The following is a 15,091-nucleotide window of genomic DNA, read 5'->3' as shown; positions in this document are numbered from 1 at the left end:
TACGCTGGCCTGAAGGCCAAGGGCAAAGCGAGCAAGGTGGCGCTCGTGGCGGTCATGCGCAAAATGCTGGTGATCCTCAACGCCCGTAAGCGAGACGCCGAGGTGGCCCTCGGCTGCCCCTGACAAGACAGTTGCTACTGGGTGCAGCTGTGGCATTTGACCTTGGGACCCGCCTTGAGCGAGCCGAGCACCGCAGGTCCGGCGAGGGCGAAGAGGTGCGGGTGTCTGAGCGCAGCGAGTTCCCGCACCGTCCCTCGGCGGGCCGAGGAGCGCAGGGTACCGATGCGCAGCATCGGCTCGCGCCCTGGCGGCGTGTTTCTTTGGTTACTTTCTTTGCACGAGCAAAGAAAGTGACAAGCACGATCACTGCGGATACGAAAACGGCACCTTCGCAGGTGCCGTCTCCATGAACCGCTTTACGCGAAACCTCAGAACTTCGCGTCGAATTCCGCCGCGTAGCCAGTGTTCACCAGCACCTTCTGCAGCGACTCGGCCACCTTCAGGTTGCCGGCAACGATCTGGTGGGTCTCCGGGCCACGGTTGTCCATCCGGCCCAGGGTCGCGCCCTTGAAGTCGCAGACCTTGCCACCCGCCTCGCGGACCAGCAGCAGCCCGGCAGCGATGTCCCACGCCTTCACGCCGGCTTCGAAATAGGCGTCGGCGCGGCCGCAGGCCACGTAGGCCAGGTCCAGCGCGGCCGAACCGGTGCGGCGGATGTCCTCAGCCTGGACCAGCAGGGTGTCGACCGACTTCAGCTGCGCGCTGGCGCGGCTGCGTTCGCGCGGGGCGAAGCCGGTGTGGATCATCGTGCCTTCCAGATCCTTGCGGTCGGCCACGCGGATGCGGCGGTCGTTCAGCACGGCGCCGGCGCCACGGCTGGCGGTGAACAGTTCATTGCGCAGCGGATCGAAGATGACGGCATCGGTCGGCTCGCCGTTCTCGACCAGGGCGATCGACACGCAGTAGTGCGGCACGCCGCGCAGGTAGTTGCTGGTGCCATCCAGCGGGTCGATGACCCACATCTGGCGGCGCTCGCCCTGCACGCCACCTTCTTCACCGAAGATGCCGTAATCCGGGTAGGCGCGCTTGAGTTCCTTGACGATGACCTTTTCCGCGTCCGCATCCACTTCGCTGGCGTAGTCCATCCGGCCCTTCTGCACCACGTTCAGTGCCTCGAGCTTGTTGATGTTGCGCAACAGGACGTTGCCGGCGAGGCGGGCGGCCTTGACCATGACGGTGACGGCGGGTTTCTGCATGGCGTGGGCTCCCGGAAAGGCAGAAGAGATGGACTGGCGGGGGAAAAGAGCGGGTCCGGCGCAGTGGCCGGCCGCACAGTTTACCATTGGTCATCGTCCAGCTCGACCTTTTCCCTGTTCATGTCCCAGTTTCCCGCCGCCACCCGCCTCCGATTCGTCCTGGTCGGTACCCAGCACCCCGGCAACATGGGGGCTGCCGCCCGCGCCCTGAAGACCATGGGCCTGGCCCGCCTGGTGCTGGTCGCCCCCGAAAAGCCGCTGGACGAGGAGGCCTTCCGCCGCTCGGCCGGTGCCGAAGACGTGCTGGGGGACGCTCCGGTGGTGGCCACCCTGGCCGAGGCCGTGGCGGATTGCCGCCTGGTACTGGGTTGCACGGCCCGTGCCCGCCGCGTCCAGCTGGAGGAATACCTGCCGGCCGACGCTGCCGCCCGTGCGGTGGCCAAGGCGGGCGAAGGTGCCGAGGTCGCACTGGTATTCGGCCGCGAGCGTACCGGCCTGACCAACGAGGAGCTGCAGCTCTGCCACGCCGCAGTGCACATCCCGTCAGACCCGGAGTTCAGCTCGCTCAACCTGGCCGCCGCCGTGCAGGTGCTGGCGTACGAAACGCGCATGCAGCTGCTGGGCGCGCAGCCGGCCGCCGACGCCGAGCCGGGCTTCCGCGAACAGGCCGCCAGCCATGAGCAGATGGAGAGCTTCTTCGCCCAGCTCGGCGACACCCTGGACGAGATCGATTTCCACAAGGGCCGCGCGCCGGAATCGGCGATGCGCAAGCTGCGCCGCCTGTTCCTGCGCAGCGAGCCGAGCGAGCAGGAAGTGCGCCTGTTGCGCGGCATCCTCGCCGATACCCAGCGCATGGCGCGTCTGGCCCAGGCCGGCAGCAAGGACAGCTGACGACGTTCTCATTTTTTCGGGTAGTCTGTCTGGATACCCAGGGGGGATGACGTCTGTGTCGGGTCTGCGAAAGGCAATGCAGGGGGGACTGCTGAGCCTGGCCATGGTCCTGCTGGCCGGAGCCGTGCATGCGGCACCGGATCCGGTGCTGGTGCTGGGCCGGATCAGCGATGACCCCCAGGCTCACTACGAGCAGCTGCAACCCCTGCTGGACTACGTGGTGGCGCGCATGCATGACGTCGGCATCCAGGAGGGGCGGGTACTGATGGCCCGCGACCCGCAGCAGATGGCCAGCTATCTGCGGCGGGGACGGGTCGACTGGGTCACGGAAACCTCCGGTACGGCGGTGGCACTGGGCCAGCGCAGTGGTGCGCGGCCGCTGCTGTTGACCGAGCGCAACGGGGTGCGCGAATACCAGACGGTGTTCTTCGTGCGCAGCGACAGTCCCATCCAGCGGGTGCAGGATCTGCGCGGCCATCGCCTGGCCCTGCAGAACACGGCATCCACCAGCGCCTACCTGGTACCGGTGATGACCCTGCTGGACCATGGCCTGTCGCCGCAGATCCTGGCCGGGGTCTGGGACGTGCCAGGGCGTGACAGCGTGGGGTATGTGTTCGCGCGCAGCGAGTTGAACATCGCGACATACGTGCACAAGGGGATGGCGGATGTGGGGGCGGTGAGCAGCGTGGACTGGAACGACGAGCGGCGGGTGCCGTCTGCATTCCGACGCGATTTCCGCGAACTGCTGCGTACCGAACCCTATCCGCGTGCGGTGGAGATGGTCCGCGCCGACCTCGATGCCCGGGTGCGCGACCGCCTGCAGGAAGTCCTGCTGCAGGCAGCCAGCGACCCGCAGGCACAGGGCGCGTTGCATCGGTTTTTTGGCACTTCCGGTTTCCACCGTGTCGATGCGCATGCGCAGCAGCGGTTGGATGAATTGAAACAAGGATTGACGCGCGTGCGGATGGAAGTGGAATGAAGTGGCTCGGCTCGGGGATGCAGGCCCGGTTCCTGCTGGCGATGGGCGGAGCGATGGTCGTGGTGGTCGCCATCCTGGCGGTGCTGCTGGGGCGCCAGACGGCGATGCAGAGCGAGGTGCGCACCCTCAGCGGTGGCGTCATCCATGAATTGTTCGACCGCAGCGTGCGCAGCCGCGGCGAGGCGATGGCACGCGAGTTGTCCGATGCGCTGGCCAACCCGCTGTATTACCGCGACCTGGACCAGGTCGGCGTGCTGGTGCGCAGCACGGCGCGACAGCCGGTGGTGCGCTATGTACTGGTGTTCGACGAGCGCGGCCGGCTGGTGCACGACGGCTCGGTCGAGGTCCCGGGATTCGGCCAGCCGATGGCCGATCCCCTGGCGCCCAAGGCCGCGGCGGCGCAGGCCTTGCTGGTGCAGGAATCGCCGAAGGTGCTGGACAACACGATGCCGATCATGGTCGGCAACCAGCGCATCGGCGGCGTCCGCGTCGGCATGGCGCTGGACGAAGTGCAGCAACGCGAGCAGGCGGCCAACGCCACCCTTGGCGAGCGCCTGCAACTGGTCGGCAGCCGCCACCTGGGTTGGTTGCTGCTGATGCTGGGGTTGCTGGTGGTGATCGGCGTGGTGGTGATCCTGTATGTGCAGCGCACGCTGGTCGCGCCGATCCGCGATCTGGCCGCGGCCGCGCGCCGCATCGAGGCCGGTGACTACCAGACGCCCCTGGCCGAGAACACCCGTGACGACGAAGTGGGTGAGCTGGTGCGCGGCTTCGCCCGCATGCGCGATGCGATCGCCCGCCATGACCGTGAAGTGCGGCGCATGGCCTATACCGACGCGCTGACCGGGCTGACCAACCGGCTGGCATTCCGCGAAGCGCTGGACCATCGGCTGATGGCGGCGCGTGCCGCCAATCACCGGTTGGGCCTGCTGTTCGCCGACATCGACGATTTCAAGCGGGTCAACGACACGCTTGGCCATGAGGCCGGTGACGAGGCGTTGCTGCAGTTCGCACAGCGCATCGGCCGCGCCGTTGCGGAGGCAGGCGGCGACGAGGCCCTGCTGGCCCGCTTCGGCGGTGACGAGTTCGTGATCCTGGTGGGCGACGGTGATGTGGCCGCCAACGCGCGGCTGCTGGCCGAAGTGCTGGTGCGCGAGCTGGGCAGGCCGCTGGTGGTGCAGGGCAGGGAGCTGTTCCTGGGCACCTCGATCGGCGTGACCCTGTTCCCCGACGATGCGGCCGATGCGACCACCCTGTTGAAAAACGGCGACATCGCCATGTACCAGGCGAAGATGGCCGGCAAGAACTGCTATCGCTACTACAGCCGGGCGATGGACCACGCGGTCGAACGTCGCGTGCATATGGAACAGGAGCTGCGCGGGGCCTGGGAGCGAGGCGAACTGCGCCTGGCCTACCAGCCGATCTTCCGCATGCGCGACCGCCGCATGGTCGGCGTCGAAGTGCTGCTGCGCTGGCAGCATCCGACCCTGGGCACGATTCCGCCATCGGTGTTCATCGAGGTGGCCGAGCAGAGTGGTCTGATCGAGATCATCGGCCCGAAAGTACTGCGTGCGGCCTGCATGGAGGCCTCGCAGTGGCCGCGCGGGGCGGCCGGGGACGACCTGTTCGTGTCGGTGAACGTGTCACCGCGGCAGCTGCGCGGCGGCGAACTGCCGGCGCTGGTCGCGCAATGCCTGCATGAGTCCGGGCTGCCAGCGTCGCGCCTGCATCTGGAGCTGACCGAGACCGCGGTGATCGGTGACGAGATGGTCGCCGCGCAGCTGCTGGACAAGCTGCACCGCACCGGCGTGAAGGTATGGCTGGACGACTTCGGCACCGGCTTCTCCGGGCTCAGTCATCTGCGCCAGGTGCCGGTGGACGGCGTGAAGATCGACAAGAGCTTCGTGGCCGACATGCAGCGTGATCCCGACGACCTCGCATTGACCACGGCGATCATCGCCATGGCCCACGCGCTGGGCATCACGGTGGTGGCCGAGGGCATCGAGCAGCAGGCGCAGTTCGAACTGCTGGCGCAGCGCGGCTGCGATCTGGGGCAGGGCTACTGGCTGAGCCACCCGGTCACCGCCACCGAAGTGGTGCGGATGATCGAATCGGGCGTTTGACCGATTGACGTTGTGCCGGGGGTCATCCCTTTTCCGCAGGAAAAGGGATCTGACCCCGCTACGGAATTACACCGGGCGCTTGCTCGGGTCGCCGGGCAGTTCGCGCACCAGCTTCGGGACCAGATAGCCGGACAGGCGCGCGGTCAACCCGGCAATCAATGCCTTGGCCCGGGTGTCGTCCACTTCGAAGTGGGCCACGCCCTCGACCCGGTCCAGCTGGTGCAGGTAGTAGGGCAGCACGCCGGCGGCGAAGCTGCGCTCGCTCAGGTCCTGCAGGGCCTGCACGCTGTCGTTGACCCCGCGCAGCAGCACCGCCTGGTTCAGCAGCTGGGCGCCGATGCCGCGCAGGCGCGCCATCGCGGCGTCCACGCTGGCGTCGAATTCGTTGGCGTGGTTGGCGTGGACCACGATGGCCAGCGGCCACGGCAGGCCACCCAGCCAGGCCAGCAGTTCCTCGTCCACGCGCTCGGGCAGCACGATCGGCAGCCGGGTATGGATGCGCAGGCGGCGGATATGCGGGATCGCGCGCAGGGCGTCGGTCAGCTCGACCAGCTTGTGCGTGGCCAGCGACAGCGGGTCACCGCCGGACAGGATCACCTCGTCGATGTCCGGGTCGGCGGCGATGGCGGCTACGGCCTCCTGCCAGCCGCCCTTGGCAGCGTTTTCCGCGCCATAGTCGAAGTGGCGGCGGAAGCAGTAGCGGCAGTTGATCGCACAGCTGCCCGTCGCCACCAGCAGGGCGCGGCCACGGTACTTCTGGATGACGCCGGTGGCCTTCTTGGCCGCACCATCACCCACCGCATCGAAGCTGAACCCGGGCGCCGGGCGCATTTCCTCGTCGATCGGCAGCACCTGCCGCAGCAGCGGATCGGCCGGATCGCCCTTGCGCATGCGGGCCACGAACCCCTCCGGCACGCGCAGCGCGAACTGGGCCATGGCCGCTTCGGAGACGCCCAGTGCCGCCGGGTCCAGCTGCAGCCGGGCCAGCAGCGCCTGCGGGTCGCGCAGTGCCTGGCGCCAGAGCTGCTGCCAGCGCGCGGGCGCGCCTGGCGACTGGGGCCGGGGGAAGGCGGAAAGCTGCATGGAGAGGGGGCCTGCGGTTATCATGGGGGCAGAAAAACAGTCGCCCACCGGCACCCGGTGGGCTTTCCATTCTAACGGCTCGCCGCACCCGCGGCGTTTTTGCCACTCAGGAGTTTACGCATGGCCAGCTACGGCATGAACGACGTCAAGAACGGGATGAAGATCCTGGTCAACAACCAACCGGCCGTCATCATCGACACCGAATACGTCAAGCCGGGCAAGGGCCAGGCCTTCACCCGCGTGAAGTACCGCCTGATCAAGGACGGCCGTACCCAGGAAGTGACCATGAAGTCGACCGACTCGCTGGATGCAGCCGACGTCGTCGATACCGACATGAACTTCATGTACAGCGACGGCGAGTACTGGCACTTCATGGACCCGGAATCCTTCGAGCAGGTCCAGGCCACCAAGGCCGGCATGGGCGGCGCCGAGAAGTGGCTGAAGGGCGAGGAGTCCTGCGTGGTCACCCTGTGGAACGGTGAGCCGATCTTCGTGCAGCCGCCGAATTTCGTCGAGCTGAAGATCACCGAAACCGATCCGGGCGTCCGTGGCGACACCTCGGGCGGCGGCGGCAAGCCGGCCACCCTGGAAACCGGCGCCGTGGTCCGCGTGCCGCTGTTCGTGAACCAGGACGAAGTGATCCGCGTCGACACCCGTTCGGGCGAATACTCCGCACGCGTCAAGTAATCCGGCGCAGCCGGATTACGATAGTGCCGGCCGCTGGCCGGATACGCGCCATCGCGTTCGCGCTGGCGCTCCCCTGATCTGCTTCGGCAGATCATGGGCCCCGCTTCACGGGTCTCCAGACCCCGCCGCTTCGCGGCAGCCCCTGACTCAGGGGCGTGTCCCCCAGAAGTATCTCGCCGCCCCCCAGCCAGTGAGCCCGCATGAGCGATAGCCCGCACCTCCCCGAAGCCTGCGACCTGCTCATCGAAGCCGGTTACGTCGTTCCGATCGAGCCGCATGCGGTGGTGCTGGAAGACCATGCCGTTGCCGTGCATGGCAGCGAGATCGTGGCCATCCTGCCGCGTGCCGAGGCGCGCGCACGGTTCCGCGCCACCCAGGTGGTCAGCCGCCCCGAGGCGGCGCTGATGCCGGGCCTGGTCAATGCGCACACGCACAACCCGATGACCCTGCTGCGCGGCGTCGCCGACGACCTGCCGCTGATGACCTGGCTGCAGCAGCACATCTGGCCGGTGGAAGCGGCGGTGATCGGCCCCGAATTCGTCGCCGACGGCACCACCCTGGCCATCGCCGAGATGCTGCGCGGCGGCACCACCTGCGCCAACGAGAACTACTTCTTCGGCGATGTGCAGGCCGCCGTCTACAAGAAGCATGGTTTCCGCGCGCTGGTCGGCGCGGTCATCATCGATTTCCCCACCGCCTGGGCCAAGACCGACGACGAGTACTTCGCCAAGGCCGGTGAACTGCATGACCAGTGGCGCACCGATCCGCTGATCGGCACCGCGTTCGCGCCGCATGCGCCGTATACGGTCAACGATGCCAACTTCGAGCGGGTGCGGATGCTGTCCGACCAGCTCGACATGCAGGTGCACCTGCACACCCACGAGACCGCGCAGGAGATCAACGATTCGATCAAGCTGCACGGCCAGCGCCCGCTGGCGCGGCTGGATCGCCTCGGCCTGGTCAACGACCGCCTGATCGCGGTGCACATGACCCAGCTGACCGATGCGGAAATCCACCTGTGCGCCGAGCGTGGCGTCAGCGTGGTGCATTGCCCGGAATCGAACCTGAAGCTCGCCTCCGGTTTCTGCCCGGCCTGCGCCCTGCAGCGCGCCGGCGTGAACCTGGCGATCGGCACCGACGGCTGCGCCAGCAACAACGACCTGGACATGTTCAGCGAGAACCGCACCGCGGCGATTCTGGCCAAGGCCGTGGCCGATGACGCCACCGCGCTGGACGCGGCGACCACGCTGCGCGCGTCCACCCTGGGCGGTGCCCGCGCGCTGGGCTTCGGCGAGCGCATCGGTTCGATCGAAGTCGGCAAGCAGGCCGACCTGGTCTGCGTCGACCTGTCCGCACTGGAAACCCAGCCGCTGCACAACGTGCTGTCGCAGCTGGTGTACGCCACCGGCCGCCAGCAGGTCAGCGACGTCTGGATCGCCGGCAAGCCGAAGCTGGTGCAGCGCGAGCTGGTCGGCATGGACCTGCCGGGCATCATCGCCAACGCGCGCCAGTGGCGCGAGCGCATCCGTCATATCCGCGCCTGAACCCCGGCGCCGCAAGGACTCCCTCATGACTGCCCCCCACGCTTCCTCCAATTTCGATCAGGCCGAGCTGGACAAGTTCGCCGCGCTGGCCAACCGCTGGTGGGACGCTGACGGCCCGCAGAAGCCGCTGCATGCGCTGAACCCGGTGCGCCTGAAATACGTGGCCGACCGCGTTCCGCTGCGCGGCGCACGCGTACTCGACATCGGTTGCGGTGGCGGCCTGTTGAGCGAAGCGCTGGCCCAGGCCGGCGCCGACGTCACCGCCATCGACCTGGCCCCGGAGCTGGTCAAGGTCGCGCGCCTGCATGCGCTGGAAAGCGGCGCCAAGGTCGATTACCGGGTGCAGGCCGCCGAGGACCTGGCCGCCGAGCAGCCGGGCAGCTTCGATGTGGTGACCTGCATGGAAATGCTGGAGCACGTGCCAGACCCGGGCGCGATCATCGAGGCCTGCAAGCGCCTGCTGAAGCCGGGCGGCCACCTGTTCCTGTCGACCATCAACCGCACCGCTGCCGCCTTCGCAGTGGCGATTGTCGGTGCCGAGTACGTGGCGCGGCTGCTGCCCAAGGGCACGCACCACTACCAGGAATTCATCAAGCCGGCCGAGCTGGCGCGCTGGCTGCGCGAGGCCGACATGCAGCTGGTGGACGTCAGCGGCATGGCCTACGAGCCGTGGCGCAACCACGCCCGCCTGAGCAGCCGCACCGACATCAACTACCTGGCCTACGCGGTCAAGCCGGCATGACCTCCGCCCGCTTCCCGCGTGCGGTGCTGTTCGACCTGGATGGCACGTTGCTGGACAGCGCGCCGGACTTCGTCGCCACCTGCAACGCGATGCTGGCCGAACGTGGTCGTGCACCCATCGATCCGGCCGCACTGCGCCCGGTGGTGTCGAAGGGCTCGCGGGCGATGGTCTCGGCCGCGTTCCCGGACCTGGATGCCGCTGCGCGCGATGCACTGATCCCGGAATTCCTGCAGCGCTATGAAGCGTTGATCGGCCAGCACGCAGTGCTGTTCGACGGCGTGGCCGGCATGCTCGCCGCGCTGGATGAGGCCGGTACGGTGTGGGGCATCGTCACCAACAAACCCGAGTACCTGGCGCGCCTGATCCTGCCGCAGCATGGCTGGCAGCAGCGCTGCGCGGTGCTGGTCGGCGGTGACAGCCTGGCCGAACGCAAGCCGCACCCGCTGCCGCTGCTGCACGCTGCGCAGGCCATTGGCATTGCCGCCGAAGACTGCGTGTACGTGGGTGACGACGAGCGCGACATCATCGCCGCACGCGCTGCCGCCATGCCGTCGGTGGCGGCGCTGTGGGGCTACCGCCTGCACAGCGACGACCCGCTGGCCTGGCAGGCCGACGTGCTGGTCGAGAACGCCGAACTTCTGCAACTGGCCAGTCTCTGGCCGACCCGGCCGGCAGCCCCGGCCCAGCCGTAAGGAATCACGTAGTGAGCAGTACCGCGCTGGACAGTTTCCTCGACAAGTGGCGCAGCCGTTGGCCGGAATGGTCGGTGGCCGCCCCGTTCGTGGCCGAATCGCAACGCGAACTTGCCGTGGCGTGGTTCGCGCTGCTGCAGGAGTTCGACGACATGCTCAATACCGGCGGCGATCCGCTGCCGGCCGATGCCAAGCTGGCATGGTGGGGCGAGGAACTGCGCAGCTGGGCCGGGCATCGTTCGCGCCATCCACTGGGCCGTCTGCTGGAGCCGGTGCGTGCGCCGTGGGCGCAGTTGGCCGAGGCGTTGCCGGATCTGGTTGAAGCACGCACCGTCGCGCTGGACGCCGCCAGTGCCGAGCGTGCGCTGGCCAACTACGCCGAGGCCGTGGCTGCGGTCGAGGCGGCCTTGTTCGCGGACAAGCCGCGCACCGGTGCCGGTCGCGCGGTGCAGTTGCAGACCCTGGCCCAGCGCCTGCAGGATGCCGGCGTTGCCGGTGTACCGCGCAGCCTGCTGGATGGTGATGCCAGCACGGCTGCACAGCGCTGGGCGCAGCATCTGTTGAAGGGCTGGGGCACGCGCGTGCCCGGCCCGCGCCCGCGCCGTGTGTGGTCCAGCCTGGCGCGCGCCCGCGTTGCCGCGCAGGCCGCAGGCAAGCCGATTGAAGCGACCCCGGTGCGCACCTTGTTGCGCGTGTGGTGGGCTGCGCGCGGTTGATCGATCGGCGCTGTTGACTGCTTCTGGTGGGTGCGGACCTTGGTCCGCACGCTCTGTGAGGTTGTGCCGACCAAGGTTGGCACCCACCAAAGCGCATTGCGCGCGTTACTTGCGTTCCAGTACCAGTAGCGGATCGATACGGGTATCGAACCAGTTCATGCCCCAGTGCAGGTGCGGGCCGGTGGCACGGCCGGTGGCGCCGACCGCGGCGATCACCTGGCCTTGTTCCACACGGTCGCCAACTTTTACGTCGATGCGCGACAGGTGCAGGAAGTTGGAGCTGACCCCGAAACCGTGGTCGAGCAGCAGCGTACCGCCGGTCAGGTACAGGTCCGGCCCGGCGAAGGTGACGATGCCGGCGGCCGGTGCCTTCACCGGCGTGCCGGTCGGTACCGCGATGTCCATGCCGGAATGACCGGCACCGGGCTGCCCGTTGTACACGCGCGCATTGCCGAAGCGACCGCTGATGCGGCCCTGCACCGGCCAGATGAAGGTCTGGGTGAAGTCGGTGCGGTCGTCATCGCGGGCACGCGCGGCGGTCACCTGCGCCTGTTCGCGCTTGATCCGCTCGGCAATCGCCGGCGGCGGATTGACCGTCTTCGGCGGCACGCCGTTGACCCGCTCGGTGGGCCAGTCGCGCGGCGTCACCGCAATGGTCGCGGTCTCGCTGCCGCCATCAGGGCGCTGCACCTGCACGCGCAATGGTCCCTTCTCGTCGCGGCCGATGCCGAACACCACGCTGCCGTAGCCGCTCACCCGCAGCTGGCGACCGGCATACTGCACGCGGCTGCCGGCGGGCACCTTGCCGATCACCAGTGCGCCCTGCGACGCACTGGCCGGGAACACCACGCGGCTGTCGATCAGGCTGCCGATGCCATCCTGCGCGTGAGCCGACGGTACGCTGAGCAGGGGTGCCGCCAGCAGCAGCGCCCCGGTAAATAGAGCCGCGCGCATCAGCGGTCGTAGGTCATGCGCTGGCCGGCGGGCTCGCCCACCAGTTTGCTGCCGTCCCACACCAGCTGGCCGTTCACCCAGGTGGAGGCCACGCGCGAACGGAAGGTCGTGCCTTCGAACGGCGACCAGCCGCACTTGGACAGCACGTCCTCGCGCTTGACGGTGAACGGCACGTCTTCCACAAGCACCAGGTCGGCGAAGTAGCCTTCGCGCAGGAAGCCGCGTTCTTCCACGTCGAACAACTGCGCCGGCGCGTGGGCGAATTTCTGCACCACCTGTTCGCGGGTCAGCTTGCCTTCGTGCACGCGCTCCAGCGCGGCCACCAGCGCGTACTGCACCAGCGGCAGGCCCGACGGTGCCTGCGCGTACGGCTTCTGCTTCTCTTCCCAGGTGTGCGGCGCGTGGTCGGTGGCCAGCACGTCCAGCACGTCGTCGGCCAGCGCAGCGGTGATCGCCTCGCGGTCGGACACTTCCTTGATGGCCGGGTTGCACTTGATCAGGTTGCCCTTGGTCGCATAGTCCGGGCGCGCGAAGTGCAGGAAGTGCACGCAGGTCTCGGCGGTGATCTGCTTGCGGCTGCCGTCGGCGCGGATCAGCGGGCCCTTCTCGAACAGCGCCAGCTCGTCGGCGGTGGAGATGTGCAGCACATGCAGGCGGGTGCCGTGCTTGCGGGCCAGCGACATCGCCAGCCGGGTCGACTTGATGCAGGCCTCGCGCGAACGGATGTCCGGATGCATGTCAGGGGTCAGCGCATCGCCGTACTTTTCCTGGAAGGCCTTCAGGTTGGCATCGATCATCGGCGTGTCTTCGCAGTGCGTGATGATCGGGGTCGGGCATTCGCGGAAGATCGCATCCAGCGTTTCCGGGTTGTCCACCAGCATGTTGCCGGTCGAAGCACCCATGAACACCTTCACGCCCGGGGCCTTCTTCGGATCCAGGGCACGGATCGCGTCGAGGTTGTCATTGCTGGCGCCGTGGTAGAAGCCATAGTTGGCCCAGGCGCGGCCGCGCGCGAGCTCGTACTTGGCTTCCAGGATGGTCGAATCCAGCGTCGGCGGGTTGGTGTTGGGCATGTCCATGAAGCTGGTCAGGCCACCGGCCACGGCCGCGGCCGATTCGCTGGCGATGTCGCCCTTGTGGGTCAGGCCCGGTTCGCGGAAGTGCACCTGGTCATCGATCATGCCGGGCAGCAGCCAGCGTCCGGCCGCATCCACCACCTGTTCGCCGTCGCGCGGCGCCAGCCCGCTGCCGATCTGCGCGATGCGGCCGTTCTCGATGCGCAGGTCGCCGTCGAAGGTGCGGCCTTCGTTGACCATCCGGGCGTTGGTGATGAGGGTGGAGGACATGTCAGTGTTTTCCTGTGCAACGGCAAGAGGGGGCGTTGGGAGACTCGGGCACGGGGTCGAAGCCGCCGGGATGGAACGGGTGGCAGCGACCGAGCCGGCGTGCAGCCAGCCAGCTGCCGCGCAGCGGGCCGTGCCGCGAGATGGCTTCCATCGCGTATTCAGAACAGCTCGGCACGAAACGGCAGCGTGGCCCCAGCAAGGGGCTGATGAAGCGCTTGTAGAAGCGCAGCAGGGCAATGAGCAGGCGCGAGATCACCCAGTCATCTTATGCCAGTTGGCATGAAGGCCGCATTTGTGCAGGATGGGCCGTTGGTCGCATGTCGCCGATGGCCTGCGACCGGTACCAGCACCTGCGGGTGCTGGCCAGGTTCCGTACCGCGCAAGGCGGTCCGTGTTCGTCGGACTGCCTCCAAGGGCGCCTTGACTCCAGGACTGAATGGAGCAGGGTGCCGAGGTTGCTGCTGCCGGTCGGGTAGGCTATAAAGGCCCGCTTTCCCGGGCCCCGGGGAATCCAAGGAAGAGCGTTTCGTGGCTGCTAAAAAAACTGCAAAGAAGGCCGCAACGGCCGCCAAGAAAACCGCCAAGCCTGTTGTGAAGAAGTTGGCGGCAAAGCCCGTTGCCAGGAAACCGGCCAGCAAGCCGGCGACCAAGGCAGCGTCCTCGCAACCGGCGGCCAGGAAGGCCACCGCAAAGAAAACGCCGGTCAAGGCAACCAAGCCGGTGGCGAAGAAGGCTGCTGCGCCCGCCAAGGCCAAGCCTGCCGCTGCCAGCAAGAAGGCGCCGGTGGTGAAGAAGGCCGCCAGCAAGGCCGCGCCGGTGAAGAAGGCTGCCGCCAAGCCAGTGGCGAAGAAGGCAGCAACCAAGCCGGCGCCGAAGGCGGTGGTGAAGAAGGCTGCAGCCAAGCCGGTCGCCAAGCCCGCAGCAAAGAAGGTCGCTGCGGCCAAGCCGGTCGCCACGCCTGCCGCTGTAAAGAAGGTTGCCAAGAATGTTGCCGCGCCGGCCGTAAAGCCGACCCCGGCCCCAGTAGTGAAGTCCGCACCGAAGCCTGCTGCCAAGCCGGCTCCGGCCAAGCCTGTCCCGGCCAAGACCGTGGCAGTGGCAGCAGCCCAACCGGCCTCCAAGCCGGCCCCGGCCGCCGCTCCTGCCGCCTCGAAGGCCCCGCAATCCAAGAATCCCGTGCCCGTTTCGAAATCGCCTGCCAAAACCGCCGTGAAATCCGATTCCGCCCCGAAGACCGTGTCGCGCCCTGTCGGCAAGGTTGCCGTGGCCGTCGCCGCCCGCTCGGCGGCACCGGCCCCGCGCAGCAAGTACAAGGTGGTCGAGTACAAGACCGACGAGGCCACCGGCCGCCCGATCCTGCCGGCTGGCTACAAGCCGTCCTCGGAAGAGGAATACATGAGCCCGCTGCAGCAGGAGTACTTCCGCCAGCGCCTGCAGAACTGGCGCGCGGACCTGGTGGAAGAGTCCAAGCAGACCATCGAGAACCTGCGCGAGGAAGTGCGTGACATCGGCGACGAAGCCGAGCGTGCGACCCGCGAGACCGAGAACTCGCTGGAACTGCGTACCCGCGACCGCTATCGCAAGCTGATCGGCAAGATCGACAGCACCCTGAAGCGCCTGGAAGCGGGCGACTACGGTTACTGCGTCGACACCGGCGAGGAAATCGGCCTGGAGCGCCTGGAAGCGCGCCTCACCGCCGAACGCACCATCGACGCCCAGGAGCGTTGGGAGCACCTGCAGAAGCAGCAGGGCGACTGATTCCCGCTCGTTGTATGGTCATGCAGAAAACCCGGCTTCGGCCGGGTTTTTTGTTGGGGGATCGTCGGTAAGCGACCGTGGCTGGCACGGGCAGTTGTGGCCGTTGACTTGGGTCCGCCTTGTAGCGAGCCGAGCACCGCAGGGGAATCGGGGCGAAGAGGCGCCGCTGTTTGAGCGCAGCGAGTTCGGCGCCGTCCCCTGATTCACCGAGGAGCGCAGGGCACCGGTGCGCAGCACCGGCTCGCGGATGGCGGCGCGTTTCTTTGGTTACTTTCTTTGCGCGCGCAAAGAAAGTGACAAACCCATTCATCGAGGGAAAG

Annotated in this window: 14 protein-coding genes and 1 pseudogene; 10 read left to right on the top strand and 5 right to left on the bottom strand. The window is 67.7% G+C overall.

What is annotated here, in order from left to right:
• Positions 1-123: pseudogene (locus AC5P9L_RS10850) on the top strand (IS110 family transposase); the annotation flags it as partial.
• Between the two features lie 305 nt (positions 124-428).
• Here the strand turns inward: AC5P9L_RS10850 and AC5P9L_RS10845 are convergent.
• On the bottom strand, positions 429-1,256 hold the full coding sequence (locus AC5P9L_RS10845; protein WP_005410386.1) for an inositol monophosphatase family protein: 828 nt from the start codon (positions 1,254-1,256) through the stop codon (positions 429-431).
• 120 nt (positions 1,257-1,376) lie between these two features.
• On the opposite strand from AC5P9L_RS10845, the gene AC5P9L_RS10840 reads away from it, so the two are divergent.
• The 3 genes from AC5P9L_RS10840 to AC5P9L_RS10830 are packed head-to-tail and all read left to right on the top strand — an operon-like array spanning position 1,377 to position 5,249.
• Positions 1,377-2,147, top strand: a complete 771-nt coding sequence (locus AC5P9L_RS10840) for an RNA methyltransferase (RefSeq protein ID WP_005414025.1) — start codon at positions 1,377-1,379, stop codon at positions 2,145-2,147.
• Positions 2,148-2,193: 46 nt separating this feature from the next.
• A complete protein-coding gene (locus tag AC5P9L_RS10835) occupies positions 2,194-3,126 on the top strand; it encodes a phosphate/phosphite/phosphonate ABC transporter substrate-binding protein (RefSeq protein WP_043035356.1) in 933 nt (310 codons plus the stop codon).
• Positions 3,123-5,249, top strand: coding sequence for a putative bifunctional diguanylate cyclase/phosphodiesterase (locus AC5P9L_RS10830; RefSeq protein WP_005410383.1), 2,127 nt, complete (start codon positions 3,123-3,125; stop codon positions 5,247-5,249). Before AC5P9L_RS10835 ends, AC5P9L_RS10830 begins: the two co-directional genes overlap by 4 nt.
• Positions 5,250-5,315: 66 nt before the next feature.
• Here AC5P9L_RS10830 and epmB read toward each other — a convergent pair whose 3' ends face one another.
• Positions 5,316-6,356 carry an EF-P beta-lysylation protein EpmB gene (epmB, locus tag AC5P9L_RS10825; protein WP_099470238.1) on the bottom strand — a complete coding sequence of 347 codons (1,041 nt, stop codon included), beginning with the start codon at positions 6,354-6,356 and terminating at the stop codon, positions 5,316-5,318.
• Between the two features lie 96 nt (positions 6,357-6,452).
• Between epmB and efp the strand changes: the two genes are divergently transcribed.
• The 5 genes from efp (at position 6,453) to AC5P9L_RS10800 (ending at position 10,713) form a co-directional block, all read left to right on the top strand.
• On the top strand, positions 6,453-7,019 hold the full coding sequence (efp, locus tag AC5P9L_RS10820) for an elongation factor P (protein ID WP_005410381.1): 567 nt from the start codon (positions 6,453-6,455) through the stop codon (positions 7,017-7,019).
• A gap of 200 nt (positions 7,020-7,219) precedes the next feature.
• On the top strand, positions 7,220-8,563 hold the full coding sequence (locus AC5P9L_RS10815) for a TRZ/ATZ family hydrolase (protein ID WP_099561345.1): 1,344 nt from the start codon (positions 7,220-7,222) through the stop codon (positions 8,561-8,563).
• A 25-nt stretch (positions 8,564-8,588) separates the two neighbouring features.
• Positions 8,589-9,305, top strand: a complete 717-nt coding sequence (gene ubiG / locus AC5P9L_RS10810) for a bifunctional 2-polyprenyl-6-hydroxyphenol methylase/3-demethylubiquinol 3-O-methyltransferase UbiG (RefSeq protein WP_005410379.1) — start codon at positions 8,589-8,591, stop codon at positions 9,303-9,305.
• Complete coding sequence (locus AC5P9L_RS10805) at positions 9,302-9,997, top strand: phosphoglycolate phosphatase (RefSeq protein WP_005410378.1); 696 nt, start codon at positions 9,302-9,304, stop codon at positions 9,995-9,997. Before ubiG ends, AC5P9L_RS10805 begins: the two co-directional genes overlap by 4 nt.
• Before the next feature lie 11 nt (positions 9,998-10,008).
• On the top strand, positions 10,009-10,713 hold the full coding sequence (locus AC5P9L_RS10800) for a squalene/phytoene synthase family protein (RefSeq protein WP_012480837.1): 705 nt from the start codon (positions 10,009-10,011) through the stop codon (positions 10,711-10,713).
• A 105-nt stretch (positions 10,714-10,818) separates the two neighbouring features.
• Here AC5P9L_RS10800 and AC5P9L_RS10795 read toward each other — a convergent pair whose 3' ends face one another.
• From AC5P9L_RS10795 to yidD, 3 genes are read right to left on the bottom strand one after another with little or no spacing between them, the layout of a single operon-like run.
• Entirely contained in the window at positions 10,819-11,667 is an 849-nt protein-coding gene (locus AC5P9L_RS10795; RefSeq protein ID WP_012480836.1) for a M23 family metallopeptidase, read from the bottom strand.
• The gene (locus AC5P9L_RS10790; RefSeq protein ID WP_012480835.1) at positions 11,667-13,013 is read right to left on the bottom strand and encodes a dihydroorotase; all 1,347 of its coding nucleotides are present in this window, start codon (positions 13,011-13,013) and stop codon (positions 11,667-11,669) included. The genes AC5P9L_RS10795 and AC5P9L_RS10790 overlap by 1 nt, the downstream gene beginning before the upstream one ends.
• Position 13,014: 1 nt before the next feature.
• Complete coding sequence (gene yidD / locus AC5P9L_RS10785; protein WP_005414016.1) at positions 13,015-13,269, bottom strand: membrane protein insertion efficiency factor YidD; 255 nt, start codon at positions 13,267-13,269, stop codon at positions 13,015-13,017.
• Between the two features lie 272 nt (positions 13,270-13,541).
• On the opposite strand from yidD, the gene dksA reads away from it, so the two are divergent.
• On the top strand, positions 13,542-14,771 hold the full coding sequence (gene dksA, locus AC5P9L_RS10780) for an RNA polymerase-binding protein DksA (protein ID WP_005410374.1): 1,230 nt from the start codon (positions 13,542-13,544) through the stop codon (positions 14,769-14,771).
• The last annotated feature ends 320 nt before the right edge of the window (positions 14,772-15,091 follow it).

This window comes from Stenotrophomonas sp. YJH_SMC_64 (assembly GCF_059371375.1).
The sequence above is the reverse complement of the archived record's forward strand: the minus strand, read 5'-3'. Positions and strand labels throughout refer to the sequence as shown.

Excerpts from the sequence above, each read along its gene's own strand:
- AC5P9L_RS10840 (WP_005414025.1), top strand. The coding sequence starts at position 1,377 with ATGTCCCAGTTTCCCGCCGCCACCCGCCTCCGATTCGTCCTGGTCGGT.
- AC5P9L_RS10835 (WP_043035356.1), top strand. The coding sequence starts at position 2,194 with ATGACGTCTGTGTCGGGTCTGCGAAAGGCAATGCAGGGGGGACTGCTG.
- AC5P9L_RS10805 (WP_005410378.1), top strand. The coding sequence starts at position 9,302 with ATGACCTCCGCCCGCTTCCCGCGTGCGGTGCTGTTCGACCTGGATGGC.
- AC5P9L_RS10830 (WP_005410383.1), top strand. The coding sequence starts at position 3,123 with ATGAAGTGGCTCGGCTCGGGGATGCAGGCCCGGTTCCTGCTGGCGATG.
- efp (WP_005410381.1), top strand. The coding sequence starts at position 6,453 with ATGGCCAGCTACGGCATGAACGACGTCAAGAACGGGATGAAGATCCTG.
- ubiG (WP_005410379.1), top strand. The coding sequence starts at position 8,589 with ATGACTGCCCCCCACGCTTCCTCCAATTTCGATCAGGCCGAGCTGGAC.
- AC5P9L_RS10790 (WP_012480835.1), bottom strand. The coding sequence starts at position 13,013 with ATGTCCTCCACCCTCATCACCAACGCCCGGATGGTCAACGAAGGCCGC.
- AC5P9L_RS10815 (WP_099561345.1), top strand. The coding sequence starts at position 7,220 with ATGAGCGATAGCCCGCACCTCCCCGAAGCCTGCGACCTGCTCATCGAA.
- epmB (WP_099470238.1), bottom strand. The coding sequence starts at position 6,356 with ATGATAACCGCAGGCCCCCTCTCCATGCAGCTTTCCGCCTTCCCCCGG.
- AC5P9L_RS10795 (WP_012480836.1), bottom strand. The coding sequence starts at position 11,667 with ATGCGCGCGGCTCTATTTACCGGGGCGCTGCTGCTGGCGGCACCCCTG.
- AC5P9L_RS10845 (WP_005410386.1), bottom strand. The coding sequence starts at position 1,256 with ATGCAGAAACCCGCCGTCACCGTCATGGTCAAGGCCGCCCGCCTCGCC.